The organism is Candidatus Defluviibacterium haderslevense (assembly GCA_016712225.1).
GTDB classification, from domain to species: domain Bacteria; phylum Bacteroidota; class Bacteroidia; order Chitinophagales; family Saprospiraceae; genus Vicinibacter; species Vicinibacter haderslevensis.
This window is the reverse complement of sequence record JADJRL010000003.1, coordinates 2,886,127-2,908,549: the sequence shown is the minus strand read 5'-3', so window position 1 is coordinate 2,908,549 and position 22,423 is coordinate 2,886,127. Positions and strand designations below refer to the sequence as shown.

Here is a 22,423-nt window from a genome sequence, read left to right as displayed (position 1 = left end):
TTTGAAAAAAATTAAAAAAAACATATTAATGGGCAATTTCAAGAAACGTTGAGCCCTGTTTTTGACCTTTCTGATCGTATACCACAAGTTCATAAAATCCCTGACGGAGATCACATACTTCAATGGACTCTTCGCTGCATCCTGCAGAAATCCTGTGATCCTGAACACATTTTCCATTGATATCGTATAATACAATTTCATTGATTTCGCTTTCCTGAAGACCGCTGACGGTCACTGAATGAACAGCAGGATTAGGATAAACATTGATTTTTACTTGTAGGTCATCATGAACTGCATTTGGAACGTGATAGCCATTGGCGATAGCATATTCACCAGGTAATAATTGATCTATTCTTAAAAATCCCTTTCGATCGGTTTTACCCAATACTATTTTGGTATAGAATGGGTATTCATGCCACGTCTCGGTCCAATCTTTTCTATACACCAGCAAAACACTATCTTCAGAAACAAAGACTACATCGTTATCCAGACTATTCTTGTCAGCACCATTATACTCTACCCTGCCTGTCATTTTATAAGAACCTTGCGAAATAGCACTTACTTGCCAAAAATGATTCGTTGATAATTTAGTGATATTGTTTGCTAGTATACCCTCCGAAGGTCCGACCAAATGATGAACCATATTCACCCAAAGGGTATCTGAAATTTCAGAAACAGCAGGAGTCATGCTTGCATATGAAAAGTCAATACTACCTGTTTTAGTAACAAAGGAATTGCTTTGTAAACTTGCCAAATTCAAACGTTGATCTTCGTTCAATAAAATGACTTCTGGTTTGTATTGGTCCGGAATTAATAGTGTTACATTTGTTGTTGATCCACTTAATTTTTGCTTATATAATATACGATTAAAATCCTTGTCATACATACTGATTTCTACAGGTACCTCAGTATATAAATGATTGGCATGATGTTTTTTTTGTTTTATGTTTAAACTTACAAAATGCTGGCCATTACTTGTTGCTATTTCGAAAGTATCAATATAAAAAGTACAATACCCCGGATTAAATATGTAATCTTCAAAATAGTTCGTCATATCAATGCCACTTCTTCTGGTTAAGAAATCTCTGAATTCATAAGCATTCATAGACTTCCCAGTCAAACTGTCAAATACCATATGACATGTCTTGCGATATAATGAATCTCCAAGATAGCCTCTTATATTATGTATCATGGCTGCACCTTTTCTATACGTATGCGTACCATAAGTTTTCGAATAGGGCATTGGAGAAAGTGCTAAATAGGAACTATCACTAATGTGGGCTTTAGCTAAAATATCACTTAAATTAGATTTGACTACTTGAAGGAATTTATCTCGCCCATATACATATTCATGAAATAAATGCATGCTATACTCAGCAGTTCCTTCTTTGATCCACATATCTCTGGCATCATCTAAAGTGGTAAGATCACCCCACCAGTGATGTCCAAATTCATGCGCATATAGATTTTCATTCTGACCTAGATCACCTTGCAAAACAGTAGATATGGGATAGGCAACATTAGTCGGATGTTCCATGGCGCCTACCGTTGTGGCTGCAAATCCTACCCGCTCAAATCGGTAAGGGCCAAACCAGAATTCAAAGGCATCAATAGCTTTTGGTAATTTATCAAATTGAGTTACCATCTTGGCTTGATCTCCCGATTTAGATATAAGTTCTATAGGAATATTTTTAGTCAATCCTTGATGATTTGTTTTAGTAACACTATAATCTGCTACTGCAATATTGGAAAGATAGGTCGGTATTTGATCCAACATATTATAATGTCGTTCCACTTTAAAAGAATCGATTTGTGTTTCTTTAATAAAGGTTCCAACACAATAGGCTCTGGCAGGTAATTTCGAAGTAATGTAATAGTCATACATGGTTCGTTCTACGAAATTATCAAAACAAGGAAACCACACTTTACCAAAATTAGGAGGTGTAGAAGACAGACCAATACCCAAATTATAAGTGTAGTTGTCTGCAAAATAAAAACCTCCCCATACCGGATCTCTTGTAGGATTTCCATGATAATAAACATCAATAGATGCTACGATATTTTGATCTAGTGATACGCCGAAATAGGCAACAATGATATTATCTGAATATGAATAATTTATTTTAGAACCTCGAAAATATATGGAATCCACGGTCAACTCTTTTAAATCCAAAACGATCCATTTTAACTGATCTAATTTGGTTTTAAACTCAACATTAGTAAATCCTTTAATTGATTTTCCACTGTAATCACTAACATCAAGATGAATGGCATAATTTAAAATATCAAAACTGTCACTTCGACGATTTGAATTTTCCATTAACACTAATTCAGCTTCTGTTGGCTCAGACACTCCCAATGCTGCAACTGTATAATTATGGCATCCGATAGGATATAATTCCAGATTGGGTTGACTAAAAACCAAGATAGAAAATCCTGAAAAAACAAAACACAGTAAACTAGATTTCAATTTCATAATTGCTTATTAAAAAATGTAAGTTTAAAAAATAAATATCATTTTTACTCTATAGGTTTTGATAACAATCTAACAGTTAAAAAAAGCGCGATTCCAGTAAGTAAGAACGCCATAAAAAATGGTGCACCTGGAAAAAATACAAATGCGTTTACTTCAGTACAGGAATTGAATAGTTTAGTCATAATTAACGGACCAATGATAGAAGTTAAACACATTAAGGCAGTCATGCCACCCTGTAATTCACCCTGACCATTAGCAGGTACTTGATTAGCAATTAAACCTTGTATAGATGGACCACTGATTCCACTTATTGAAAAGGGAATCATAATCACGTACATAGACCACCCATTGGGCGCAAAGGCATATGCCAAATAACCTGTTGAAGCTAAGATTAGACCCAAATAAATAGATTTATTTTGTCCCAATCTTGGGATAATAATTCGGGTCAACCCACCTTGTACGATGGCCATCATTAATCCCACAAAAGCCAATGAATAGCCCACCATTTTATGATCCCATTTAAATTTATACATGGTATAAAAGGACCACGTACTTTGTAAAGAATAATGTGCAATATAGACCAATACCAATATTAACAGAAAACTTTTAAGAACTGAGTATTTGGTCAATACCCGTAAGGTTCCAATAGGATTAGCTCTACGCCAATCGAATACCCTTCTGTTTTCTTTTTTTAAGGATTCGGGCAAGATAAAGTATCCAAAAATCAAATTAACTCCTGCAAGTATGGCTGATCCGAAAAACGGAACGCGCAGCCCATAATTACCTAATATACCTCCTAACATAGGACCTATGATAAATCCTAAACCAAAAGCAGCACCTATTATCCCAAAATTCTGAGCTTTCTTGTCCGGTGTACTTAGGTCTGAAATGAATGCACTGGCAGTAGAAAAGGAAGCGCCGGTTATCCCTGCTATAATTCTACCCACAAACAGCCAGGACAAAGAAGGTGCAAAACCTTGTAAGACATAATCAAGACCAAAGAAGAAAAGTGAAATCAACAATATAGGTCTTCGTCCATATTGGTCACTCAAAGCACCCATTATTGGCGCACAAACGAACAGCATAACGGCATAACAAGCTGCCATCCAGCCTGAATACTTTGAAGCAGTGGCTAAATCAGTATTCGTCAAATTCATGATTAAATCAGGAAGAATGGGTATAATAATACCCAATCCTATGACGTCAATTAATACCGTAATAAAAATAAAAACAAATGATTTTTGCACCTTAAGAGCTAGCTAATAGGGTGCAAAATACGAAAATTTAAGGAAAACAGACTGAATGAAACCCATACATTCAATCATGGTTTAAACCCTAAACCGACCCTATCTTTACTTAGGTGCAACTTCGATATCACCTGATTTTACAGGCCCGGTTCCATATGCGATACGTGAACCATTGCGGTCGTGAATAGCAAAACCCACAATATCCGGAGTACCACTTTGTTGTGCTGATTTGTTATTAGCAATCATGACCCAATACCTACAACCAAGTGCATCAGGTTGCGTATCATCTGCACATTGACCTGTTAAATATACTGTTGGATTATGCTTTCCATAAGAATTGATCAACTCAATGCTGGTTGCTTTAAATGAACCTTTAGTTCCATCACTTAGATCAACTTTAATAAATAATGAACCCACTGGATAAAGATCAACTGATGGATCAAATTGTGCAGAAATTTTGATTGAAAACACTCCTGAACTCAATGCATCTTGTCGACTTGCAATAAAAATATCTGCGCCTCCTTTAACTTTACTTTTATCAGAAATGTGAAATGCCGGAATACTTAGACTACTCATAATTTTAATTTTTAAAAGTGAAATAATTTCACAAAACTAATTGTCATGGACGTCCGTTTCCAGAGGAAATATCCCCTTTCAATAGGGTTTAAACCCTTGAAATTAAAAATAAATTTTAAATAAAAAAAATGAAAGTATATTAATTTACATTTTAATTTTTATGATTATTTTTTAATCATTTTAATAACTTGAATTTGATTCAAATGATTTATTGTTTTAATAAAATAAATTCCATCCTGCAAGCCATCCAACACAATTTTTACCTCATTGGAATGACCTATTGCACTTTTCATTTCTTGCCCTTGGCCATTATACAAAATATAAGATTTGATTAGTTGATCACACTTTAAATAAATGAAATCATGACAGGGATTGGGATAAGATTCGATATTAATTTCATTAGCAACCGATTGAATGCCAACATGCAAAAAATAGGTTTGTCTTCTTTTTTCAATAAATGGTTTAATACCATAAGGTGTATGACCGTCTATGGCAATGTTCAATGCATCATGAAAATTTTTAATCGTGTATTGATAATCATAGGTCCTATACAAATCCAACTCAGCAGCCGGAGTAATGAAAAGGTGTAAGGAATCAATATAAGGAAAGATTCGACTCGGCAATAATATTTGATTGGCTAATGTATCCAAATACTTTACATATAGTTGATTAAACTCTGCAACTGCTAATAATTTAGAAATAAGTGGTCGTTTCTCATTAGACTTCGTATTATACCATTTCCGATGATCTCTTACCGCCCAATCCACACCGACCCAATCAATTCCAAATGTATTATCTGCATCATAACTTACAAAATTAAATTTCAAGGTAGTACTATCATGATAAAGAAAATAATTATTCTTATTGTATCCATAATCATCCCAATGACCACACATGACTTCTAATGCATAGGCTTTTAAAAAATGCTTTACATTCAATGCAGCATTTATTTCTTTGACAAATAGGTTGTCTGAACTTTTATTAATTAATGCTATCAATTGAGCCAAATCCGAGTAATTATCAGCCGTCTTATTCGTTTGTAATTCATAAGCTCTGCCTCCTGTTGTTGCCGAACTCATGATGGTTTTATAAATATTCGGATCTGTACCTTTACTTACTAAATCTGCCGGATAGGTACATTTATACAAATTGCCATTATTATCATTAAAGTTTTTCTGTAACCAATTCTTATCAATTTCTTCAAGGCAAGTATATAAACCATAATATTCATTATTGACAAACAATTTAACGAATGAAGTTCTTCGCTCCGGCAATCCAAATTGTTTCCAACAATCATAAAATAATTTTTCACGAATCAAACTGGGATCATTGACCTGTGCGTTAAAATTCAATTTTTTAACACCCTGGTATTCTGCTCCCTTGATAAATTCATTGAATGAAATTTTGAATGATTTCTTCGCAGATTTTCGGGAAGAATTTCCCCTCAACCGAAGTCCCACCGATTCCATTCTATCCCCGCCATTGGGATAATTAAAGTTCACTGCGGCCTTAAAATAATAATCTGAATAAAGTTCACTTAATAAAACATCAAAAGAGTCTTTAGGAATAGTGATCCTCACTTCAGGAATGTAGGTATTTGAAAAAATAGATAAAGATTGGGCGTCTGCTGTGTTAATACTATACAATAATGCAAAACATATTTGGAGGAATGAATTTACTTTTTTCATTTTAAAGAGCGTTAGTATTAATTACTTAATAATTATCAAATATAGATAAATTAATTCTTTTGTAAGTTTAAATCTAAACCAGTATTTTTTTTGATCCATACAATACTGTATCTATAAAATATACTACAAAAAACAAAGTCTATACATATCAAACTTACAGTTAACATAATTCCATTTCAATACTATTATCACAAATTTAAATGAGTCAGTTTTACTTTGAAATTCCTTTGGAAATTTAATTTCCAATGATTTTTAAGTAAACGCAATTGCAAATTTACCAAGAATATAATCTGTTGACAGTGATTTTAACTGAACCCTTTGTAGTGTTCATTATCTGTAGGCATTCTCTAATATGTTGCCTAAATATCCCATAAACAAAAAAGTCTCCCTTGTTTCCAAGGAAGGCTTCTGCGGATCTCGTCTCATTCTTCGACGAGAGACTCGAACCCAAATATCATCTTGCCGAGTTTTTATATAAAATTTGCCCAAAATGATTAATGGCTGAAATTATTATTATGACTTTTATTCTTTTTGTAATGAATTTTCAGAAGATTCAATGAGTTTATATAAACTCCTACGATTCCATTTCTTTATTCTTCTCTCAAATTTTAATGCTTCTGATTTATTTGGAAATTCCTTTAGAAATATAAATTCCCATGACTTTTTAGAGGAGGTAAATGTTGATTTTCCCAGGTTATGATAAATTAATCGTTCATAGGGATTCTCACTGAACCCTTTGTAAAGCTCAGCATCAGTAGCATTCTTCAAAATGTATACAAAATATCCCATAAACAAAAAAGGCCTTCTTGTTAACACAAGAAGACCATTTATGCGGATCTCGTCTCATTCTTCGACGAGAGACTCGAACCCATATCATTTTGCATAAATTATATTAAACATAAACTTTGGCCTAAATAATTAAAGGCTGAAATTATTATTATGACTTTTATTCTTTTTGTAATGAATTTTCAGAAGATTCAATGAGTTTATATAAACTCCTACGATTCCATTTCTTTATTCTTCTCTCAAATTTTAATGCCTCTGATTTATTTGGAAATTCCTTTAGAAATATAAATTCCCATGACTTTTTAGAGGAGGTAAATGTTGATTTTCCCAGGTTATGATAAATTAATCGTTCATAGGGATTCTCACTGAACCCTTTGTAAAGCTCAGCATCAGTAGCATTCTTCAAAATGTATACAAAATATCCCATAAACAAAAAAGGCCTTCTTGTTAACACAAGAAGACCATTTATGCGGACCGGACGGGACTCGAACCCGCGACCTCCGCCGTGACAGGGCGGCATTCTAACCAACTGAACTACCGATCCAAAATTCTTATATTTCATTTATCTATATAAATGAAATTTTCTGTTTACTTCCTTAATCCCGTCTCTTCGAAGCTACTGCAGAGACTAGAAACTACCGATTCAAAATTCTTATATAACATTCACCATATGGTGAATTTGTAAAATTTTGTTGTTGGTCCACCTATTTTAAAACCTTTAAATACTATTATTTAATAAGCTTTTAAATAATTCGGAGCGCAAAAGTAAGCATCTTATTTATAAAATCTAGATATTTTATAAAAAAAATTAATTCCTGGTTTTGAATACACCAAGTATCACAAAGTACTAATTTAGCTTCGTTTTAGAAAATCCCTTTTTATTACAAGCTTATAGCTTTAAACTGCTGATATTATGATATTTATGGAATTTGAAAAACCACTGGAAGTGTTGTTTGACCAGCTGGAACAAGTCAAAAAGATAGCTTTGGAAGGAAATATCGATATGTCAGATCAAATATCCGAACTCGAATTGCGAATAAAAACAAAGCGAAAGGAAATATATTCCAATCTTACAGGCTGGCAACGGGTACAATTATCCAGACATCCGGAGCGTCCTTATACCCTAAACTACACCAGCCTCATTTGTAAAAAATTTATAGAGCTCCATGGTGATCGGAACTTCAAGGATGATAAAGCTATTGTTGGCGGCCTGGCACAAATCGACAATCTTTCATGCGTAATCATTGGCCACCAAAAAGGTAATTCAACCAAACAACGGCAATTTAGAAATTTCGGAATGCCCAACCCTGAGGGATATCGCAAGGCGTTGCGACTTATGAAGCTGGCTGAACGCTTTGGATTGCCCGTCATTACTTTTATTGATACTCCAGGGGCGTTTCCAGGGATAGAAGCTGAAGAACGTGGACAGGCAGAAGCTATCGCTCGAAATCTTTTTGAAATGGCGCAGTTGAAAGTACCTATTATCTGTTATATCATTGGAGAAGGTGCTTCCGGTGGAGCATTGGGAATTGGTGTCGGAGATCGGGTTTTTATGCTCGAAAATACCTGGTATTCAGTCATTTCCCCTGAATCTTGTTCCTCGATTTTATGGAGAAGTTGGGAATTTAAAGAAACCGCAGCAGAAGCCCTTAAATTAACAGCAGATCATATGGAATCCTTTGGACTTATTGATGGGATTCTCAAAGAACCAGTCGGCGGAGCACACGCAGATCACGAGGCAATGGCCAAAACACTCAAAAAACACATCAAAGCTACCTTAGAGGAATTAATACCAATGGATCCAGATGCCAGAGTCACACTAAGGATCGAAAAATATTCTAAAATGGGTAAATTCCATGAAACAGCTCAATAAAACCATTCAGTATGCTTGATTATACTCATTTAAGTGGAACGGGTGTAGCACTTATTACACCCTTCAATAAAGATAAATCGGTCGATTATGATTCTTTGGAAAAGATAATCGAACATTGTATTCAAGGTGGCGTGGAGAGTCTCATCTCTATGGGAACTACAGGAGAAGCAGTTACTTTAAGTGCTCAAGAACAAAAAAAAATAATACATTTTACAGTAGAGAAAACAAAAGGTCGAACTCAAGTAATAGCTGGCATTGGAGGTAATAATACAGCTGAAGTCATCCGCGAAATAACAGAATTAGACACCAGCGGGATTACAGCCATTCTGTCCAGTAGCCCCTCCTACAACAAACCCTCCCAAGAAGGCATTTATCAACATTATATGGCTTTAGCCGAACATGCTCCATTACCAATAATTATTTATAATGTTCCTGGTAGAACGGCATCCAATATTTTGGCAGAAACTACATTAAGATTGGCAACTCAATCTACAATATTCGCAGGCGTTAAAGAAGCATCAGGAGACCTTGTTCAAGCTACTAAGATTATTAAAGATAAGCCCAAACATTTTCAAGTTCTATCCGGGGATGATCCTCTAGCATTACCATTAATTGGAATAGGCGGTGATGGTGTCATAAGTGTTATTGCTAATGTATTTCCCAAAGCTTTTTCAACAATGATTCGCGAAGCCAGAAAGGGTAATTACGCTATCGCCCAAAAAATAAATCTGATCTTATCCGATTTACATAAATGGTTGTACATAGATGGCAATCCTGCCGGAATCAAAGCTGCAGCTTCCATAATTGGATTGTGTGATAATGAACTCCGCTTGCCATTAGTTCCAATGGCTCATCCCAATTTTATAAAATTGGAAATGGAGTTGAAACAAATCCTGCAAGAATTAAACTAGCTCGAAATTATTCTTCATTTAAATCACCTACCAGTTTTTTTGAAGGGAAACTGGCTTCAATATTTTTCATTTTTACACTGGTGAAATTTTGATCTGATTCGAATCCATAACCTTGCACCGTTTCATCTAATCGCGTTAATCTGAAAAATTTATCAGTAATTACTTTACCATTGCGTTCATCCCATATCAATTCTGCTGTTTCTAATTTTTCTCCCCTATCATTGAACAAAACAACTTGATCTGATAGATAAGTTTTACCCTCCTGAACTACACGTATGGCATAATTTGCCTTCAATGTATTGTTTAATATATTATTGGTGTAAAAGAAAGCAGTTAGTCCTTTTGTAAATTCATCCTTAGAGTCACCCCCTGAAATATAGCGCAACATTTCTGGAGCTGTGATGCGCATTACTGTTTTTCCGGAATCACTATACGATAATGATATATTGTTGAGTAATTCCTTATTCACCAATTGTACTGCTTCCTGATCCGTTAATTCAATTCGTTTATCAGAACAACAAATAAAAAAACAAAATATGGATAGAACGAAAAGTATCCTCATCATAATAATAAAGTCACATCACCACTAACGGTCTTAATGGTGCCATCTATAAATCTAGCCTGAATTAAATAAACATATACCCCGGGATTAACTGGTTTGTTTTTTGATTTTCCGTCCCAACCAGATTTAGTGTCATTCACATTGATATTCTTAGAACTAAAAATAAGACCACCCCATCTATCATAAATTTGTAATAAATCAACTCCAGCTAATCCTTTGGAATCTATTACATTAAAAAAATCATTGATGACATCCCTGTTTGGGGAAAAAACATTGGGCACATGCACGGTATAATTCTTAATAACTTCTACAGAAATAGAATCAATACCTATACACCCATTTTGATCGGTAGCAGTCACTACATAATAACCACTATTATAGGGTCTGTCCTTAAAAAAAGAACAATCCTGACAAATGATGGAATCACGATTTCTCCATTGATAAGTATAAGTATTATTAGGTTGGGCATTAGCAGAAAATACGACCTCATCCCCCAATTCGATTTTTGAAAAATCAACACTTGGCGTTACTACTACAGGCGGCGGCTCATTGATCGTGATTTCTATAGAATTCGTACATCCATGTGCATCTTGAATATAAAGTCTATATGTTCCGGCTGCTAAATTGCTTAGATTTTTTAATGGTGCAAAATTGATCCCATCAAGGCTAAATTGATAAAACTTTTCTTTAGAATCAGCATCAATATACGGTGTTCCATCCATCCCACTGAATACGATTCGCCCATCATTGGATTGAAAACAAGTCAAATCGACAATACTGTCGATCAATAATTTCAAAGTAGGTAAATCTTCACAACATGGCTCAACATCAATTCTAAGTACCTGTGTTACTTTACATCCCAACTCAGTCTCTATGGTTAATGTTATATACTTTTCACCAAAGGAATAATAATTCACTGCATGAGGCCCGATCGACGTTGATGTAGCAGGAATGGCATCTTTTCCAAAATTCCATACCCGACTTTTTATATTTCCACTTGGAAAAAAAGAGGAATCCGTAACTGTAAATGTGGTTTCACACTTGAGACCAAACCGGGGATTAACATCAAAAGCCGCAGTTGGCCCAATAAAATCACATCCACCCCAATCCATAGAAAATCCTATACCCGAATTTGTAAAATTATTGATACAAATAGTATAAGCCCTTCCTGCAACCATATCTATATATTTCGAAAAACCATCTTCTCCAGGATTACAATTAAAATTTTCAACGGTATCATTTGCCGTCAAACTTAATCCCGTGGGGCCAGCACAAGGAGGTGCCGTAGCATTACACCGCAATAATTTTTTATCGGAACAATTGTGTATTCCACTGGGCAGTTCATAGACTGCAAAATCAATATCATCAGCCGGATTCAATGGTGTTAAAACAAAGGTCAATTTACAATCCACACTTGCTATCCATGAATACCAGGTAGACTGAGTCTCGGAAGTACTGCTACTATTTCCTTCACCTAAACAAGAGCCAGCAGCTTCATTGCAATTAACTCCACATCCACGTACACTTTGCGTAACAAAAGGCTCGTTGTTACAAATTACAGTTGCATTATTACAATCCTGTTCCACCTGCGCTGGTGGGAAATAATTATTCAGACACAATTGAAAAGTTCCTGTCGCTCCATTCACTCCATCAACTCTCAATAAATAGTCCTGCCCAACTACCAATCCTCCTTCATACAAAGCTAAAATTCCCTCTGCTTTTGAATCAATAGAACAGTTTAATTCTGCAATCGTTCCACCACAAATTCCTGAATACAATGCTGCCTGAATAGATCTCAACGTTCCACCGGGCGATGCTGGACTTGCCAGCCTGTTTGTTCCAATGATCGTTACACTTATATCCGAAGCAAATGCCTTAAAAGAAAACCAAACATCATTTGAAGTTCCTACCCAACATGTCGCTTGGGAATAACCTGAAGGGGTAGCATTGATATTATTAAATTCACCAACTTTACTACAATATTTTTGAATTTTATCGATTTTTTGAGGGGTGTTGCAATTATCGTATGATGGTTGGGTATAAGCTAAAACGGTGATTAGACAAAATAGAAGGCTTAAAAGGAACCGAAAGTTCATGCTGGATTATTTAATTCAAAAATACAATACCTTTAGAGTGATCCATTATAACTGATAAATGTGGTATGAAAGTCTCTAATCTAGCATAAATTTACGTTAATTTTATAAAAACTGACTTATTTAGCTTGAATTCTTCTGTTTCAAGCCAAAATTAGGCTTAGTTTTGCCCAAAATCCAGGCTAAGTGTTTACTATAGCAAATCTAATTACCGCATGCAATTTGTTTTTTGGCTGTGTCGCCTCTTTAATGCTCATACAAGAACATTATTGGACTGCATTTTTATGCATTTTAGGTGCGATGATTGCTGATTTCCTAGATGGATTTATTGCAAGAGCATTACATCAGGAATCTCCTCTCGGTGTGCAACTTGATTCATTAGCGGACATTGTCTCATTTGGCCTTGTTCCAGGCCTTATTTGTTATCAATTATTGATGACTCATCAGGCACAGTTTCCATGGATTCAAGGTTTTGCATGGATTAGTTTTTTGTTGCCCATTATGGCAGCATTCAGATTGGCGCGATTCAATATTGAGACCCAAGGTGCTTCCAGTACTTTTTCCGGCTTGCCTGTACCTGCTATGGCCTTGTTTTTTTGTGGCTTATTAACTGATTTCATAGCATCTACATATTGGTCCAATCTCTTAGTTCAACCTTGGTTCATTGTGTTCTACATCCTTGTATTTTCATGGTTGATGATTAGCAGACTACCCATCATCAAGTTTTACATTTCGAAACATTGGATCCAGGAACATATTATTTTAGTGATCAGTGGTTTACTATGTTTCGGTGCTGCAGTATTGATTAATCTCATGTTTATTAGTTTCATCATTGTGATACATATCATTTACAGTTTGATATATTCAAGTCGACAAAAAAAAATCATTTAAAATAAATCTTATGAAAAAATATCTTGCTAAAATTATCATCATGCCTCATAAAGAACTTCTGGATCCACAAGGCAAAACGGTAGCAAAAAATATCGGTCACATGGACATCCAGGGCATTCAAGACGTTCGCATTGGCAAACATATTGAAATGAGTCTATTAGCAGAAAACGAAGAATTAGCACAACAAACCGTAGACCTTTCCTGCAGAAAATTATTGACCAATCTGATTACAGAAACCTATAGTTTTCAAATCCAGGAATTAGCTCATTAATGCTGTATCTTGTTCCAACTCCCATTGGAAATCGCGGTGATATGACACCACGAGGGATCGAAGTGCTTTCTAAGTGCGATCTCATTCTGGCAGAAGACACCAGGGTCAGCAGACCTTTTTTAAAGTTTTTAGGAATTGACAAGCCCGTTCAAAGCTTTCATTCCAATAATGAACATAAAGTCACGGACCAAATTATTGAAAAATTGAAGTCGGGTCAAACCATCGGCATGGTGACCGATGCGGGAACTCCAGGCATTTCAGATCCTGCCTTTTTGCTGGTTCGAGCCTGCAGAAAAGAATACATTGAAGTCATAGCATTACCCGGTGCCACAGCATTTGTTCCTGCATTAGTAGCTTCGGGACTGCCCTGTGAGAAATTTTTCTTCCAAGGATTTCTGCCTCCCAAAAAAGGACGTCATACCCAATTGCTATGGTTAACTGAACTTCCGTGCACCCTAATTTTATATGAATCTCCTCATCGATTAATTAAAGGGGTGGAGGAACTCAATACTTATTTTGGTTCGGAACGATTGTGTTGTACTTCCAAAGAAATCAGCAAACTATTTGAAGCCCATTATTACGGCACGCTTGGTGAGGTATTAACAACACTCAAAGCACTACCTAAAATTCTAGGTGAATGGGTCATTTGTATTGAAGGAAAGCCGCATTAATGTATCACTTGTCAGGGTTTAGCTACATCAGGACATTTATTCAATAAAACAAACATTTGAATGATCAACCCTATAATTAAAATGATCTTATTTTATTCAATATCCAAATTCATAAGCAATCCCTTTAACTCAGCCAAATCATGATGCGCTTGTTCTTGAGTACAAATTTCTATCCCCTGATTCAAAACAAGTCTTGCCTCGTCTATATTTTCTTGCCTCATATGCAGACTGGCCAGATGGTAATAGACTCCCGTATAGTTTGGATTAAGCTGAATTAATTTTTCAAACCATATCAAAGCTTCAGGATCATCCCCTTCCCTTTCGAACTCCTTTCCTAGTGCGTACATCAAAAACGAATCTTTGGGGTCCTCATCCAACATTTTAATGAGGGTTTCTTTTCGGGTCATATGTCGTGTTTTTAAACCATATATAAAAAATAAAAAATATATCTTTGCAGCGTAAAATTACATGGAAATCTATGAATATTCTTGTTTGTATTAGCAAAACTCCGGATACTACTTCGAAAGTTTCTTTTGATGGATCGGGTCAGCATTATATAGAAGATGGGGTACAATTTATCATGAATCCCTATGATGAATGGTATGCATTGGTGCGTGCCTTGGAACTTAAAGAACAATTTGGTGGACAAGTTGATGTGATCCATGTAGGTCCGGCTACTTCTGAAATGATCATTCGCAAAGCTTTGGCAATTGGTGCAGATGCTGCATATCGTGTTGATGCCGTTGCTAAAGATGCCTATTTTACCGCGTGTCAGATTAGTGATTTTGCACAGAAAAAAAATTACGATATTCTTTTCGTTGGAAAAGAAACCATAGATCATAATGGATCAGAGGTTGGATCGTTTATTGCTGCGATGCTGGATTTACCATTAGTGTCTTATACTACCAAACTGAGCATTAATGATCGACTGGTACAGGCAACCAATGAAATAGAAGGCGGTATTGAAGTAGTTGAAGTTTCTCTCCCTATAGTCGTATCAGCAGCCAAAGGCCTTGCAGAACAAAGAATCCCTAATATGAAGGGCATTATGGATGCTAAGAAAAAGCCTTTGGAAATTATACCTGCAATAGAAGTAAACACAAACATTGAATTGGTGCGTTTCGAATTACCACCTAATAAATCTTCAGTCAGAATGATTGACCCCAACAATATTAATGAATTGCTGTCCGTTTTCAGCGATGATCTTAAAATAATCTAATCTTCGATTTATGATATTAGTCTATATAGAGCATTCAGAAGGACAGATCAAAAAGTCCAGCTTAGAAGCTTTAACTTTTGCTTATAAAATGGCCAAATCGAAATCCATGTCGGTTCATGGATTTTATATTGGAGATACAGTTCTATCTGATGAACCCGGACATTATGGCGCTACATCGGTTTTTCAATATAAGTCCAATTCCTATTTTGATTCAAACCAAATCGTTCATTTAATCCAAAACGCTCTTCTTAAAACTGGGGCAAATTATTTAGTGCTAGGTAATACCAGCCTAGGAAAAACGATTTCTGGTCAGATTGCGTATCGATTAAATTATGGACTCATATCCGGTGTAACAGATTTAGCAGGTGATCATCAGAATCGTTTTCTCTTTAAAAAGAATGTGTTCTCCGGTAAGGCATCAGCTTTCTATTCCTTTAATGAAAACAAGGGTGTCATTGCTATTATGCCAAAAAGCATTAACGCTGAAAAATCCGGCTCCGATGCTGCTCCCATTCATGTTCTTGAATTAGAAGTACCGTCATCAAAAATAAAATTAATAGAACGGAATTTGATCAAAGGAAAAACACCATTAACAGAAGCAGAAATTGTAGTGTCTGCAGGTAGAGGGATGAAAGATCCTGCCAACTGGGGAATGATCGAAGAATTAGCAGATTTACTTCATGCGGCAACTGCATGTTCAAGACCTGTTGCTGATATTGGTTGGAGGCCGCACCACGAACACGTAGGTCAAACCGGTATTGCCATTCGTCCGAATGTATATATTGCTATCGGAATTTCCGGAGCAATACAACATTTAGCAGGAGTGAACAATTCAAGAAAAATTATTGTCATCAATAAAGATCCGGAATCACCGTTTTTTAAAGCTGCAGATTATGGCGTCTGTGGTGATCTTTTTGAAGTGGTGCCTAAACTCAATGAAGCCATCAAACAATACAAAGCTGCAAAATAATTCGTTAACTATTAAAAACAATTCATCATGGCAGCAAACGATATGAAAAAGGTAGAATTAGAAATTATAGCCTTGTCACACAGTGTTACCCAAACACAGAATTATGCTGTCGTATTAGGTGAATTAAATGGCAATAGAAGGCTGCCCATAGTCATTGGTGGATTCGAAGCACAAGCCATTGCTGTGGTATTGGAACGCATGAATCCCAACAGACCATTGACTCATGATTTATTCAAGAATGCCATGTCCGCTTTCGGTGTAGACATCAAAGAAGTTGTGATCAATGATTTAGTTGATGGCATCTTTTTTTCAAAATTAATCTGTGAAAAAGATGGTGAAATCATCGAAATTGATTCACGGACTTCTGACGCACTAGCTATGGCCGTACGATTCAATTGTACTGTTTCTACTTTCGAATTTGTAATGGAACAAGCAGGCGTCATCCTTGAAGAATCCGAAGAGAGTTTAAAAAAATCCACCACCAAAAAAATAAAATCTTCCCAATCCTACGACCGCCTTTCTTCTGAAGAATTACAAACCATGTTGACCCAGGTATTAACGGATGAGGACTACGAGAAAGCTGCTAAAATTCGCGATGAATTGAATCGTAGGAAGTAGGATTTAATTCACATTATGTTCCATTTAAGATTCATTTATTAGCAGGTAGAATAAGCCCACTAGCATTCATTAATAAATTTAATTTTAATTAAATTGTATTGATTTTGTAAACATTAAGGTTTAATATTGAATCAGTGAATGAATACGGTCAGCACTGGGATTTTTGAGATGAATAGGATTTTTGGGATATTGCATTTTGGCTTGATGAATAATTCTGCAACCGCTTATCCATCTCTCTGGATGGAGGGTATCAAACCTACCCCACAGCCGTGGATACGTGTGGTATAGGTGCTTCTAACTGCCAATTTGATGCTATGCTTAGTTGTGGATGAACTATTGCAAAAACTGTACTCCAAAACAATGGTTGTTATTTTATTCAATGAGGTGCTTTTCAATATCCATTTTTTGATGTAAAATTCGGTCAATATAAATTTTTTCATTTACTATTTTGTAAACAATCATATGTGACTTTACATTTATTCTTCGATGTCCTTTTTTTACCTCATCTATTGACTTTCCAAGTTCTGAATTATTGCAAATTTCATTTATCAATTGAAAAATCTCCTTGTAATATTTGTTTGCTTGCTGTTTTGACCATTGTTGAGCCGTGTACTTCCAAATTTCATCTAAATCATTTAATGCTAGTTTACTTATTTCGAAAGTAAATCTCATTGCTTGAAATTTTTATTTAGTTTTTCAAGATGTTTGACCGGGTCAAAGTCTTTCACATAGCCACTTTTTTCACCTGCTTCAATAGCGCCCCTTAAAATATTTATTTTCTGTTCTCTTTCATCTACTAATCTAAGACCTTCTCTAATTACTTCGCTAGCAGAAGCATATCTTCCAGATTCAATACTTTTCTCTATTATTTGTTCGAAATGTTCGCCTAATGTTACCGATGTATTCTTTGCCATTTCACTGTTTTATTACAAAGATACCAATATTTGGTATTTATGCCAAGTTTTTTTAATCCTTTGTGACTTTATAATTAGGTAAAATATGATAAATAATCATTCGAAACTGTTTAAATTCGGTTTATGTATTTAGTTAAGGATTACCTTGGATTTAATTTCTTCTTTTTTAGGTTTTATACTGAACCAATGTGTGAATATTGACTGAACCCAGTCCCTAAACTGATGGATGGGATTTTTGGGATGATAAGGATTTATAGGATTCAAAATATAGACATCCATTTTGTTACTTGCTTCCTTAAATGTATCTTAACTTGTGTCATAAATGTATAACTAGGTAATCCAACTCCCTAGTTAAATACCTGATATGAAGAAGACATTACTGCTATTTATTGCGAGCATACTACTTATTGATTTCATCCATGCACAATATTTTAGCAAAATCATTGATCATGATACCTTTGGACAAAGTCAGCATTATTCAGTATTCCCCAGACAAGACTATATTTATGTAATTGGTGATTATCAAGATTCTTCTAGATCTAACCTTATTCCATTTTGGACAAAATTTGATTATAATGGAAATCGAATTGGTTTTGACACGTTATGGGATCCATTGTATGATTATAGGTTTATTGCTAATAATTTCTTTCAATTTCTCAATGAATCGGACAGTATCTGTTATTTTTCACAACATAGATTTGTTAATGATACTGGTGCTTACCTAAGTTACATATTAAAATTGAACATTCAAACTGGTAAAATTCTAAAAACTAATTCTTTTATAGATGATACCTTTGGAATAGTGATAAGTTTAAACTATGATTCGACAAAAAATACACTTATCATTGGAACATTTTCATATAATGAACAGAATAAGATTGAGATTCTTGAGCTGAATAATGAATTGAACTTAATAAATAGAATTATAATTAAAGAAATAGATAGTAAAAGAATTGCTCCATATTGGATTAAAAGATTATCAGATAGTTTGTACCAAATAGTTGGAATTAGTCATGATCTGCAAAACATTTATTCGTCTAGAATGACTCAATGGATCGTTGATAGAGATGGAAAAATTTTATCATCAAAACTTTTAAATTCAAGTGTGCCATTAAGTCGTTATATTCTGCCAGATCGGATTATTCATCAGAGGAAAGATGGAGATTTTGTAATGGCACCAGATTTTTATGTTGGCTATAAGAATAATGTAAAAATTGACAAATTATTCTCTCACCCCGTACGAGTAAGTTCAAATTTTGATACCATACGTTGGGAAGTCATGATGTATAATAAAGCAGAAACAGAAATTCCATCTCCATTACAATTTTATTGGGAATTAATTAGTACTAAGCATGATTCAGAATATATAGTGCTTGGTCAAGGTAGTTCAACATATGGAACCATGATTCTTTATAAATTTTCATATATTGGAGATAGTCTATGGTATAAACGGTATATTCCTGGTGATGCTGTTAAGGATAGCCTTGGGTGGGTGTCTGGTTCGCAAATAGCAATTAGTCCAAGAGGTGGCTTAGTTGTAGTTGGTGCATTATATGATGATAGATATAAACGAATAAGATCTTACATCATGCACTTAGATGATGATGGATGTCTAATCCCTGGATGTAATGAAGTTGTAAGTACACAAGATTTAAAGCTTGGTAAGGCAAAGCCATTTAAAATATTTCCGAATCCATTTACAGACCAATTACAGATATTATGTAGATGGCATGAAGCAGGTCCTTTGCATTTTCAGCTCATTGATCTCAATGGAAAAACAGTCTGGTCCAGCACACATTATTGTCAAAGTGAGGATCAGATATTTTGGTCTTTAGAACGTGTTCCAGCTGGTAATTATATTTTACAAATTACAGATAGAAATAATAAAATATTACAGAGTGAAAAGTTAATTAGGATTTAATTAATTTACAAGGATGCACCAATATAAATTATTTTGATCGCATTTTAGATTATTACATACTGTTGAATTCTGGTTCATCCCTAAAAATATATTTCTAATCCTTTCTATCATTTTTTTACTTCGAAATAATCAAGCTAATATTTTATCTTTTTCTCCAACACTTCACAAACTTCCTCAATCATTGCATCATCAATATCCAGATGCGTCACAAATCGCACCGATTGTTTGCCAAATGCTGATGCATTGATGCCATGTGATCTTAATTGATCAATAAAAGATAGAGGACTTAAGTCAGGTATTAAATTAAAAATGATAATGTTCGTGCTCACAGGAATAACCAAACTGACATAGTTGGTGCACTGTAATGCAGCTTCAATGACTTTAGCTCGGCGATGATCTTCCTTTAATCTTAGAATGTGATGATCTAATGCATAGGATCCTGCTGCTGCGAGTAACCCTACCTGACGCATGCCACCGCCCATCACTTTACGTATCCTACGACAATATTGAATCCATGGTTTATTTCCTATAAGTACTGAGCCAATTGGTGCCCCTAAGCCCTTAGACAAACAAATGGATATAGAATCAAATATGGGGCCTATATCCATCGCTGATTGTCCTGAAGCAACTATTGCATTAAATATTCGTGCACCATCCAAATGCAAGGTCAATTGATGTTGCTTACAAAATTCAGCTATGGATTGCATCTCAGACAATGCGTAATAATTGCCACCGGCTCGATTACATGTATTTTCTAACACCACAAGTTTGGTCCTGGGCAACCAATCGAATGGTGCTTTGACCTGATCTTGTAGCAGCTTTACAGATAATTTTCCTTGGTCACCATGTATTGGATTAACTGCTATCTGACTGTGGAAGGCATAGCCTCCGACTTCGTACTGATAGACATGAGACTGGACATCACAGATCATTTCGTCCAGCGGTTGGGTATGTGCTTTAATCGCGATCTGATTGGTCATCGTACCGGAAGGGCAAAACAGTCCTGCTTCATGTCCAAACATCTGCGCCAATCGATCTTCCAATTGTTGGACTGTGGGATCTTCATTAAATACATCATCGCCGACTTCTGCATGCATCATCGCCTCAAGCATTCCTTGGGTAGGCTTCGTCACTGTATCGCTGATTAGATTGATATTCCAACTCATTCATCCAATTTTTTATGTTTAATTTCAACAAATGTCCCCAAGATTATAGCATCTTTGTCACATCTAATTCTAAACGCAAGATATGAATAAAATCGTAAGCAGTGCAGATGAGGCCATCAGGGACATCCAGAGTAATATGACGATCATGTTAGGAGGTTTTGGCTTGTGTGGGATTCCTGAGAATTGTATAGCAGCACTCGTTCGCAAAGGTATAAGTGGTCTAACTTGTATATCGAATAATGCTGGGGTGGATCATTTTGGACTGGGCCTTTTACTCCAAAGTCGTCAGATCAAAAAAATGGTATCATCTTATGTAGGAGAAAACGATGAGTTCGAACGACAAATGTTGAGTGGAGAATTGGAAGTGGATTTAATTCCTCAGGGATCCTTAGCTGAACGCTGTCGTGCTGGAGGAGCTGGTATACCTGCATTCTTTACACCAGCTGGATATGGAACTGAGATTGCTCATGGCAAAGAAGTTCGGATCTTCAATGGCAAACCACACATACTCGAAATGGCGCTGACAGCTGACTTCGCTATAGTCAAAGCCTGGAAGGGTGATACAGAAGGCAATTTAATTTATAAAGGAACAGCCCGGAATTTCAATCCACTAATGGCTATGGCCGGTAAAATAACCATAGCTGAAGTCGAAGAACTCGTAGAACCGGGAATGCTAGATCCCAATCAAATACATACTCCGGGAATCTTCGTCCAACGCATCTTCCAGGGAGCGCATTATGAAAAAAGAATTGAACAACGAACCGTCAGACCAAGACCTTAAATTAGAAATATATGCTAGATAAAATAGGAATCGCTAAACGTATAGCACAGGAATTACATGATGGCATGTATGTGAATCTCGGTATCGGAATTCCTACCTTAGTGGCTAATTATGTTCCTCAGGGAATGAGTGTAGAATTCCAATCTGAAAATGGAATATTAGGCATGGGCCCCTTCCCTTTTGAAGGTGAAGAAGATGCCGATATGATCAATGCCGGAAAGCAAACGGTTACATTGAAACCCGGCGCATCCTTGTTTGATTCTGCCACCAGTTTTGCCATGATCCGAGGCCAACACGTTCACCTTACTGTCCTTGGAGCGATGGAAGTATCAGAACGCGGTGATATCGCCAATTGGAAAATTCCTGGCAAGATGGTCAAAGGTATGGGCGGTGCTATGGATCTTGTAGCGTCAGCAGATAATATTATAGTGGCCATGATGCATGTCAATAAAGCCGGCGAATCGAAACTTCTCAAAGAATGCTCCCTTCCTCTTACCGGAGTAGCCTGTGTCAAAAAAATAGTTACAGAATTAGCCGTATTGGAAGTAACTGAAGATGGTTTTAAATTATTGGAACGCGCACCTGGCGTTTCAGTGGAACATATTATCCAATCCACGGAAGGTAAATTAATCGTAGAGGGCGATATTCCGGAAATGAAGATAGATTAATCTGTTTATCATAATTACTCCATTGCAGTTTTAAACAAAAATCAAAGCATTTTGTTAAAAAAGACAAATTAGTCCTAATATAAAATTTTTGGGAGTAAATCAAACAACATAGATTTGAAAT

23 protein-coding genes and 1 tRNA gene are annotated in these 22,423 nt (G+C 35.6%); 11 read left to right on the top strand and 13 right to left on the bottom strand.

Going from position 1 to position 22,423, the window contains the following annotated elements; translation table 11 throughout:
• Positions 1–25 precede the first annotated feature (25 nt).
• From IPK88_11340 to IPK88_11310, 7 genes are all read right to left on the bottom strand, one after another.
• On the bottom strand, positions 26–2,476 hold the full coding sequence (locus IPK88_11340; protein ID MBK8244009.1) for a T9SS type A sorting domain-containing protein: 2,451 nt from the start codon (positions 2,474–2,476) through the stop codon (positions 26–28).
• A 44-nt stretch (positions 2,477–2,520) separates the two neighbouring features.
• On the bottom strand, positions 2,521–3,723 hold the full coding sequence (locus IPK88_11335; GenBank protein ID MBK8244008.1) for a TCR/Tet family MFS transporter: 1,203 nt from the start codon (positions 3,721–3,723) through the stop codon (positions 2,521–2,523).
• A 105-nt stretch (positions 3,724–3,828) separates the two neighbouring features.
• Positions 3,829–4,299 carry a hypothetical protein gene (locus IPK88_11330; GenBank protein MBK8244007.1) on the bottom strand — a complete coding sequence of 157 codons (471 nt, stop codon included), beginning with the start codon at positions 4,297–4,299 and terminating at the stop codon, positions 3,829–3,831.
• Between the two features lie 164 nt (positions 4,300–4,463).
• Entirely contained in the window at positions 4,464–5,987 is a 1,524-nt protein-coding gene (locus IPK88_11325) for a CotH kinase family protein (GenBank protein ID MBK8244006.1), read from the bottom strand.
• Between the two features lie 522 nt (positions 5,988–6,509).
• A complete protein-coding gene (locus tag IPK88_11320) occupies positions 6,510–6,803 on the bottom strand; it encodes a GIY-YIG nuclease family protein (GenBank protein ID MBK8244005.1) in 294 nt (97 codons plus the stop codon).
• 130 nt (positions 6,804–6,933) lie between these two features.
• The gene (locus IPK88_11315; GenBank protein MBK8244004.1) at positions 6,934–7,227 is read right to left on the bottom strand and encodes a GIY-YIG nuclease family protein; all 294 of its coding nucleotides are present in this window, start codon (positions 7,225–7,227) and stop codon (positions 6,934–6,936) included.
• Positions 7,228–7,243: 16 nt separating this feature from the next.
• A tRNA-Asp gene (locus tag IPK88_11310) sits at positions 7,244–7,317 on the bottom strand.
• Between the two features lie 369 nt (positions 7,318–7,686).
• Here IPK88_11310 and IPK88_11305 point away from each other — a divergent pair.
• Both IPK88_11305 and IPK88_11300 read left to right on the top strand, forming a co-directional pair.
• Positions 7,687–8,646 (top strand): acetyl-CoA carboxylase carboxyltransferase subunit alpha, encoded by a 960-nt coding sequence (locus IPK88_11305; GenBank protein MBK8244003.1) that lies wholly within the window; start codon positions 7,687–7,689, stop codon positions 8,644–8,646.
• A gap of 11 nt (positions 8,647–8,657) precedes the next feature.
• Entirely contained in the window at positions 8,658–9,557 is a 900-nt protein-coding gene (locus tag IPK88_11300; protein MBK8244002.1) for a 4-hydroxy-tetrahydrodipicolinate synthase, read from the top strand.
• Between the two features lie 7 nt (positions 9,558–9,564).
• On the opposite strand, the gene lptC is transcribed toward IPK88_11300, so the two are convergent.
• Positions 9,565–10,122 carry an LPS export ABC transporter periplasmic protein LptC gene (gene lptC / locus IPK88_11295; protein ID MBK8244001.1) on the bottom strand — a complete coding sequence of 186 codons (558 nt, stop codon included), beginning with the start codon at positions 10,120–10,122 and terminating at the stop codon, positions 9,565–9,567.
• The gene (locus tag IPK88_11290; GenBank protein MBK8244000.1) at positions 10,119–12,215 is read right to left on the bottom strand and encodes a gliding motility-associated C-terminal domain-containing protein; all 2,097 of its coding nucleotides are present in this window, start codon (positions 12,213–12,215) and stop codon (positions 10,119–10,121) included. The genes lptC and IPK88_11290 overlap by 4 nt, the downstream gene beginning before the upstream one ends.
• Before the next feature lie 183 nt (positions 12,216–12,398).
• Here IPK88_11290 and IPK88_11285 point away from each other — a divergent pair, with 183 nt between their 5' ends.
• The 3 genes from IPK88_11285 to rsmI are packed head-to-tail and all read left to right on the top strand — an operon-like array spanning position 12,399 to position 14,045.
• Positions 12,399–13,103, top strand: a complete 705-nt coding sequence (locus IPK88_11285) for a CDP-alcohol phosphatidyltransferase family protein (protein MBK8243999.1) — start codon at positions 12,399–12,401, stop codon at positions 13,101–13,103.
• A 10-nt stretch (positions 13,104–13,113) separates the two neighbouring features.
• Positions 13,114–13,374: a phosphoribosylformylglycinamidine synthase subunit PurS gene (gene purS / locus IPK88_11280; protein ID MBK8243998.1), complete on the top strand. Its 261-nt coding sequence runs from the start codon at positions 13,114–13,116 to the stop codon at positions 13,372–13,374.
• On the top strand, positions 13,374–14,045 hold the full coding sequence (gene rsmI, locus IPK88_11275) for a 16S rRNA (cytidine(1402)-2'-O)-methyltransferase (GenBank protein MBK8243997.1): 672 nt from the start codon (positions 13,374–13,376) through the stop codon (positions 14,043–14,045). The genes purS and rsmI overlap by 1 nt, the downstream gene beginning before the upstream one ends.
• Positions 14,046–14,137: 92 nt before the next feature.
• Here rsmI and IPK88_11270 read toward each other — a convergent pair whose 3' ends face one another.
• Positions 14,138–14,452 (bottom strand): tetratricopeptide repeat protein, encoded by a 315-nt coding sequence (locus IPK88_11270; GenBank protein MBK8243996.1) that lies wholly within the window; start codon positions 14,450–14,452, stop codon positions 14,138–14,140.
• 71 nt (positions 14,453–14,523) lie between these two features.
• On the opposite strand from IPK88_11270, the gene IPK88_11265 reads away from it, so the two are divergent.
• Genes IPK88_11265 through IPK88_11255 form a run of 3 tightly spaced genes read left to right on the top strand, consistent with a single transcriptional unit; the run spans position 14,524 to position 16,852 of the window.
• The gene (locus IPK88_11265; GenBank protein MBK8243995.1) at positions 14,524–15,264 is read left to right on the top strand and encodes an electron transfer flavoprotein subunit beta/FixA family protein; all 741 of its coding nucleotides are present in this window, start codon (positions 14,524–14,526) and stop codon (positions 15,262–15,264) included.
• A gap of 10 nt (positions 15,265–15,274) precedes the next feature.
• Positions 15,275–16,234, top strand: coding sequence for an electron transfer flavoprotein subunit alpha/FixB family protein (locus tag IPK88_11260; GenBank protein MBK8243994.1), 960 nt, complete (start codon positions 15,275–15,277; stop codon positions 16,232–16,234).
• 42 nt (positions 16,235–16,276) lie between these two features.
• Positions 16,277–16,852, top strand: coding sequence for a bifunctional nuclease family protein (locus IPK88_11255; protein ID MBK8243993.1), 576 nt, complete (start codon positions 16,277–16,279; stop codon positions 16,850–16,852).
• A 372-nt stretch (positions 16,853–17,224) separates the two neighbouring features.
• Here the strand turns inward: IPK88_11255 and IPK88_11250 are convergent, their stop codons facing one another.
• The gene (locus tag IPK88_11250; GenBank protein MBK8243992.1) at positions 17,225–17,524 is read right to left on the bottom strand and encodes a type II toxin-antitoxin system RelE/ParE family toxin; all 300 of its coding nucleotides are present in this window, start codon (positions 17,522–17,524) and stop codon (positions 17,225–17,227) included.
• Positions 17,521–17,766 carry a type II toxin-antitoxin system ParD family antitoxin gene (locus IPK88_11245; GenBank protein ID MBK8243991.1) on the bottom strand — a complete coding sequence of 82 codons (246 nt, stop codon included), beginning with the start codon at positions 17,764–17,766 and terminating at the stop codon, positions 17,521–17,523. The genes IPK88_11250 and IPK88_11245 overlap by 4 nt, the downstream gene beginning before the upstream one ends.
• A 364-nt stretch (positions 17,767–18,130) precedes the next feature.
• Between IPK88_11245 and IPK88_11240 the strand changes: the two genes are divergently transcribed.
• Positions 18,131–19,687, top strand: a complete 1,557-nt coding sequence (locus tag IPK88_11240; protein MBK8243990.1) for a T9SS type A sorting domain-containing protein — start codon at positions 18,131–18,133, stop codon at positions 19,685–19,687.
• 134 nt (positions 19,688–19,821) lie between these two features.
• Here IPK88_11240 and IPK88_11235 read toward each other — a convergent pair whose 3' ends face one another.
• Positions 19,822–20,853, bottom strand: coding sequence for an aminotransferase class I/II-fold pyridoxal phosphate-dependent enzyme (locus IPK88_11235; protein MBK8243989.1), 1,032 nt, complete (start codon positions 20,851–20,853; stop codon positions 19,822–19,824).
• A gap of 82 nt (positions 20,854–20,935) precedes the next feature.
• Between IPK88_11235 and IPK88_11230 the strand changes: the two genes are divergently transcribed.
• On the top strand, positions 20,936–21,634 hold the full coding sequence (locus tag IPK88_11230; protein MBK8243988.1) for a CoA transferase subunit A: 699 nt from the start codon (positions 20,936–20,938) through the stop codon (positions 21,632–21,634).
• Positions 21,635–21,645: 11 nt separating this feature from the next.
• A complete protein-coding gene (locus tag IPK88_11225) occupies positions 21,646–22,302 on the top strand; it encodes a CoA transferase subunit B (GenBank protein MBK8243987.1) in 657 nt (218 codons plus the stop codon).
• Positions 22,303–22,423 lie beyond the last annotated feature (121 nt).

Coding starts and splice junctions, on each gene's coding strand:
- IPK88_11235 (MBK8243989.1), bottom strand. CDS start 20,853: ATGAGTTGGAATATCAATCTAATCAGCGATACAGTGACGAAGCCTACC.
- IPK88_11265 (MBK8243995.1), top strand. CDS start 14,524: ATGAATATTCTTGTTTGTATTAGCAAAACTCCGGATACTACTTCGAAA.
- IPK88_11290 (MBK8244000.1), bottom strand. CDS start 12,215: ATGAACTTTCGGTTCCTTTTAAGCCTTCTATTTTGTCTAATCACCGTT.
- purS (MBK8243998.1), top strand. CDS start 13,114: ATGAAAAAATATCTTGCTAAAATTATCATCATGCCTCATAAAGAACTT.
- IPK88_11225 (MBK8243987.1), top strand. CDS start 21,646: ATGCTAGATAAAATAGGAATCGCTAAACGTATAGCACAGGAATTACAT.
- IPK88_11255 (MBK8243993.1), top strand. CDS start 16,277: ATGAAAAAGGTAGAATTAGAAATTATAGCCTTGTCACACAGTGTTACC.
- IPK88_11245 (MBK8243991.1), bottom strand. CDS start 17,766: ATGGCAAAGAATACATCGGTAACATTAGGCGAACATTTCGAACAAATA.
- IPK88_11305 (MBK8244003.1), top strand. CDS start 7,687: ATGATATTTATGGAATTTGAAAAACCACTGGAAGTGTTGTTTGACCAG.
- IPK88_11260 (MBK8243994.1), top strand. CDS start 15,275: ATGATATTAGTCTATATAGAGCATTCAGAAGGACAGATCAAAAAGTCC.
- IPK88_11325 (MBK8244006.1), bottom strand. CDS start 5,987: ATGAAAAAAGTAAATTCATTCCTCCAAATATGTTTTGCATTATTGTAT.
- IPK88_11270 (MBK8243996.1), bottom strand. CDS start 14,452: ATGACCCGAAAAGAAACCCTCATTAAAATGTTGGATGAGGACCCCAAA.
- IPK88_11240 (MBK8243990.1), top strand. CDS start 18,131: ATGAAGAAGACATTACTGCTATTTATTGCGAGCATACTACTTATTGAT.
- IPK88_11340 (MBK8244009.1), bottom strand. CDS start 2,476: ATGAAATTGAAATCTAGTTTACTGTGTTTTGTTTTTTCAGGATTTTCT.
- IPK88_11250 (MBK8243992.1), bottom strand. CDS start 17,524: ATGAGATTTACTTTCGAAATAAGTAAACTAGCATTAAATGATTTAGAT.
- IPK88_11230 (MBK8243988.1), top strand. CDS start 20,936: ATGAATAAAATCGTAAGCAGTGCAGATGAGGCCATCAGGGACATCCAG.
- IPK88_11300 (MBK8244002.1), top strand. CDS start 8,658: ATGCTTGATTATACTCATTTAAGTGGAACGGGTGTAGCACTTATTACA.
- IPK88_11330 (MBK8244007.1), bottom strand. CDS start 4,299: ATGAGTAGTCTAAGTATTCCGGCATTTCACATTTCTGATAAAAGTAAA.
- lptC (MBK8244001.1), bottom strand. CDS start 10,122: ATGATGAGGATACTTTTCGTTCTATCCATATTTTGTTTTTTTATTTGT.
- rsmI (MBK8243997.1), top strand. CDS start 13,374: ATGCTGTATCTTGTTCCAACTCCCATTGGAAATCGCGGTGATATGACA.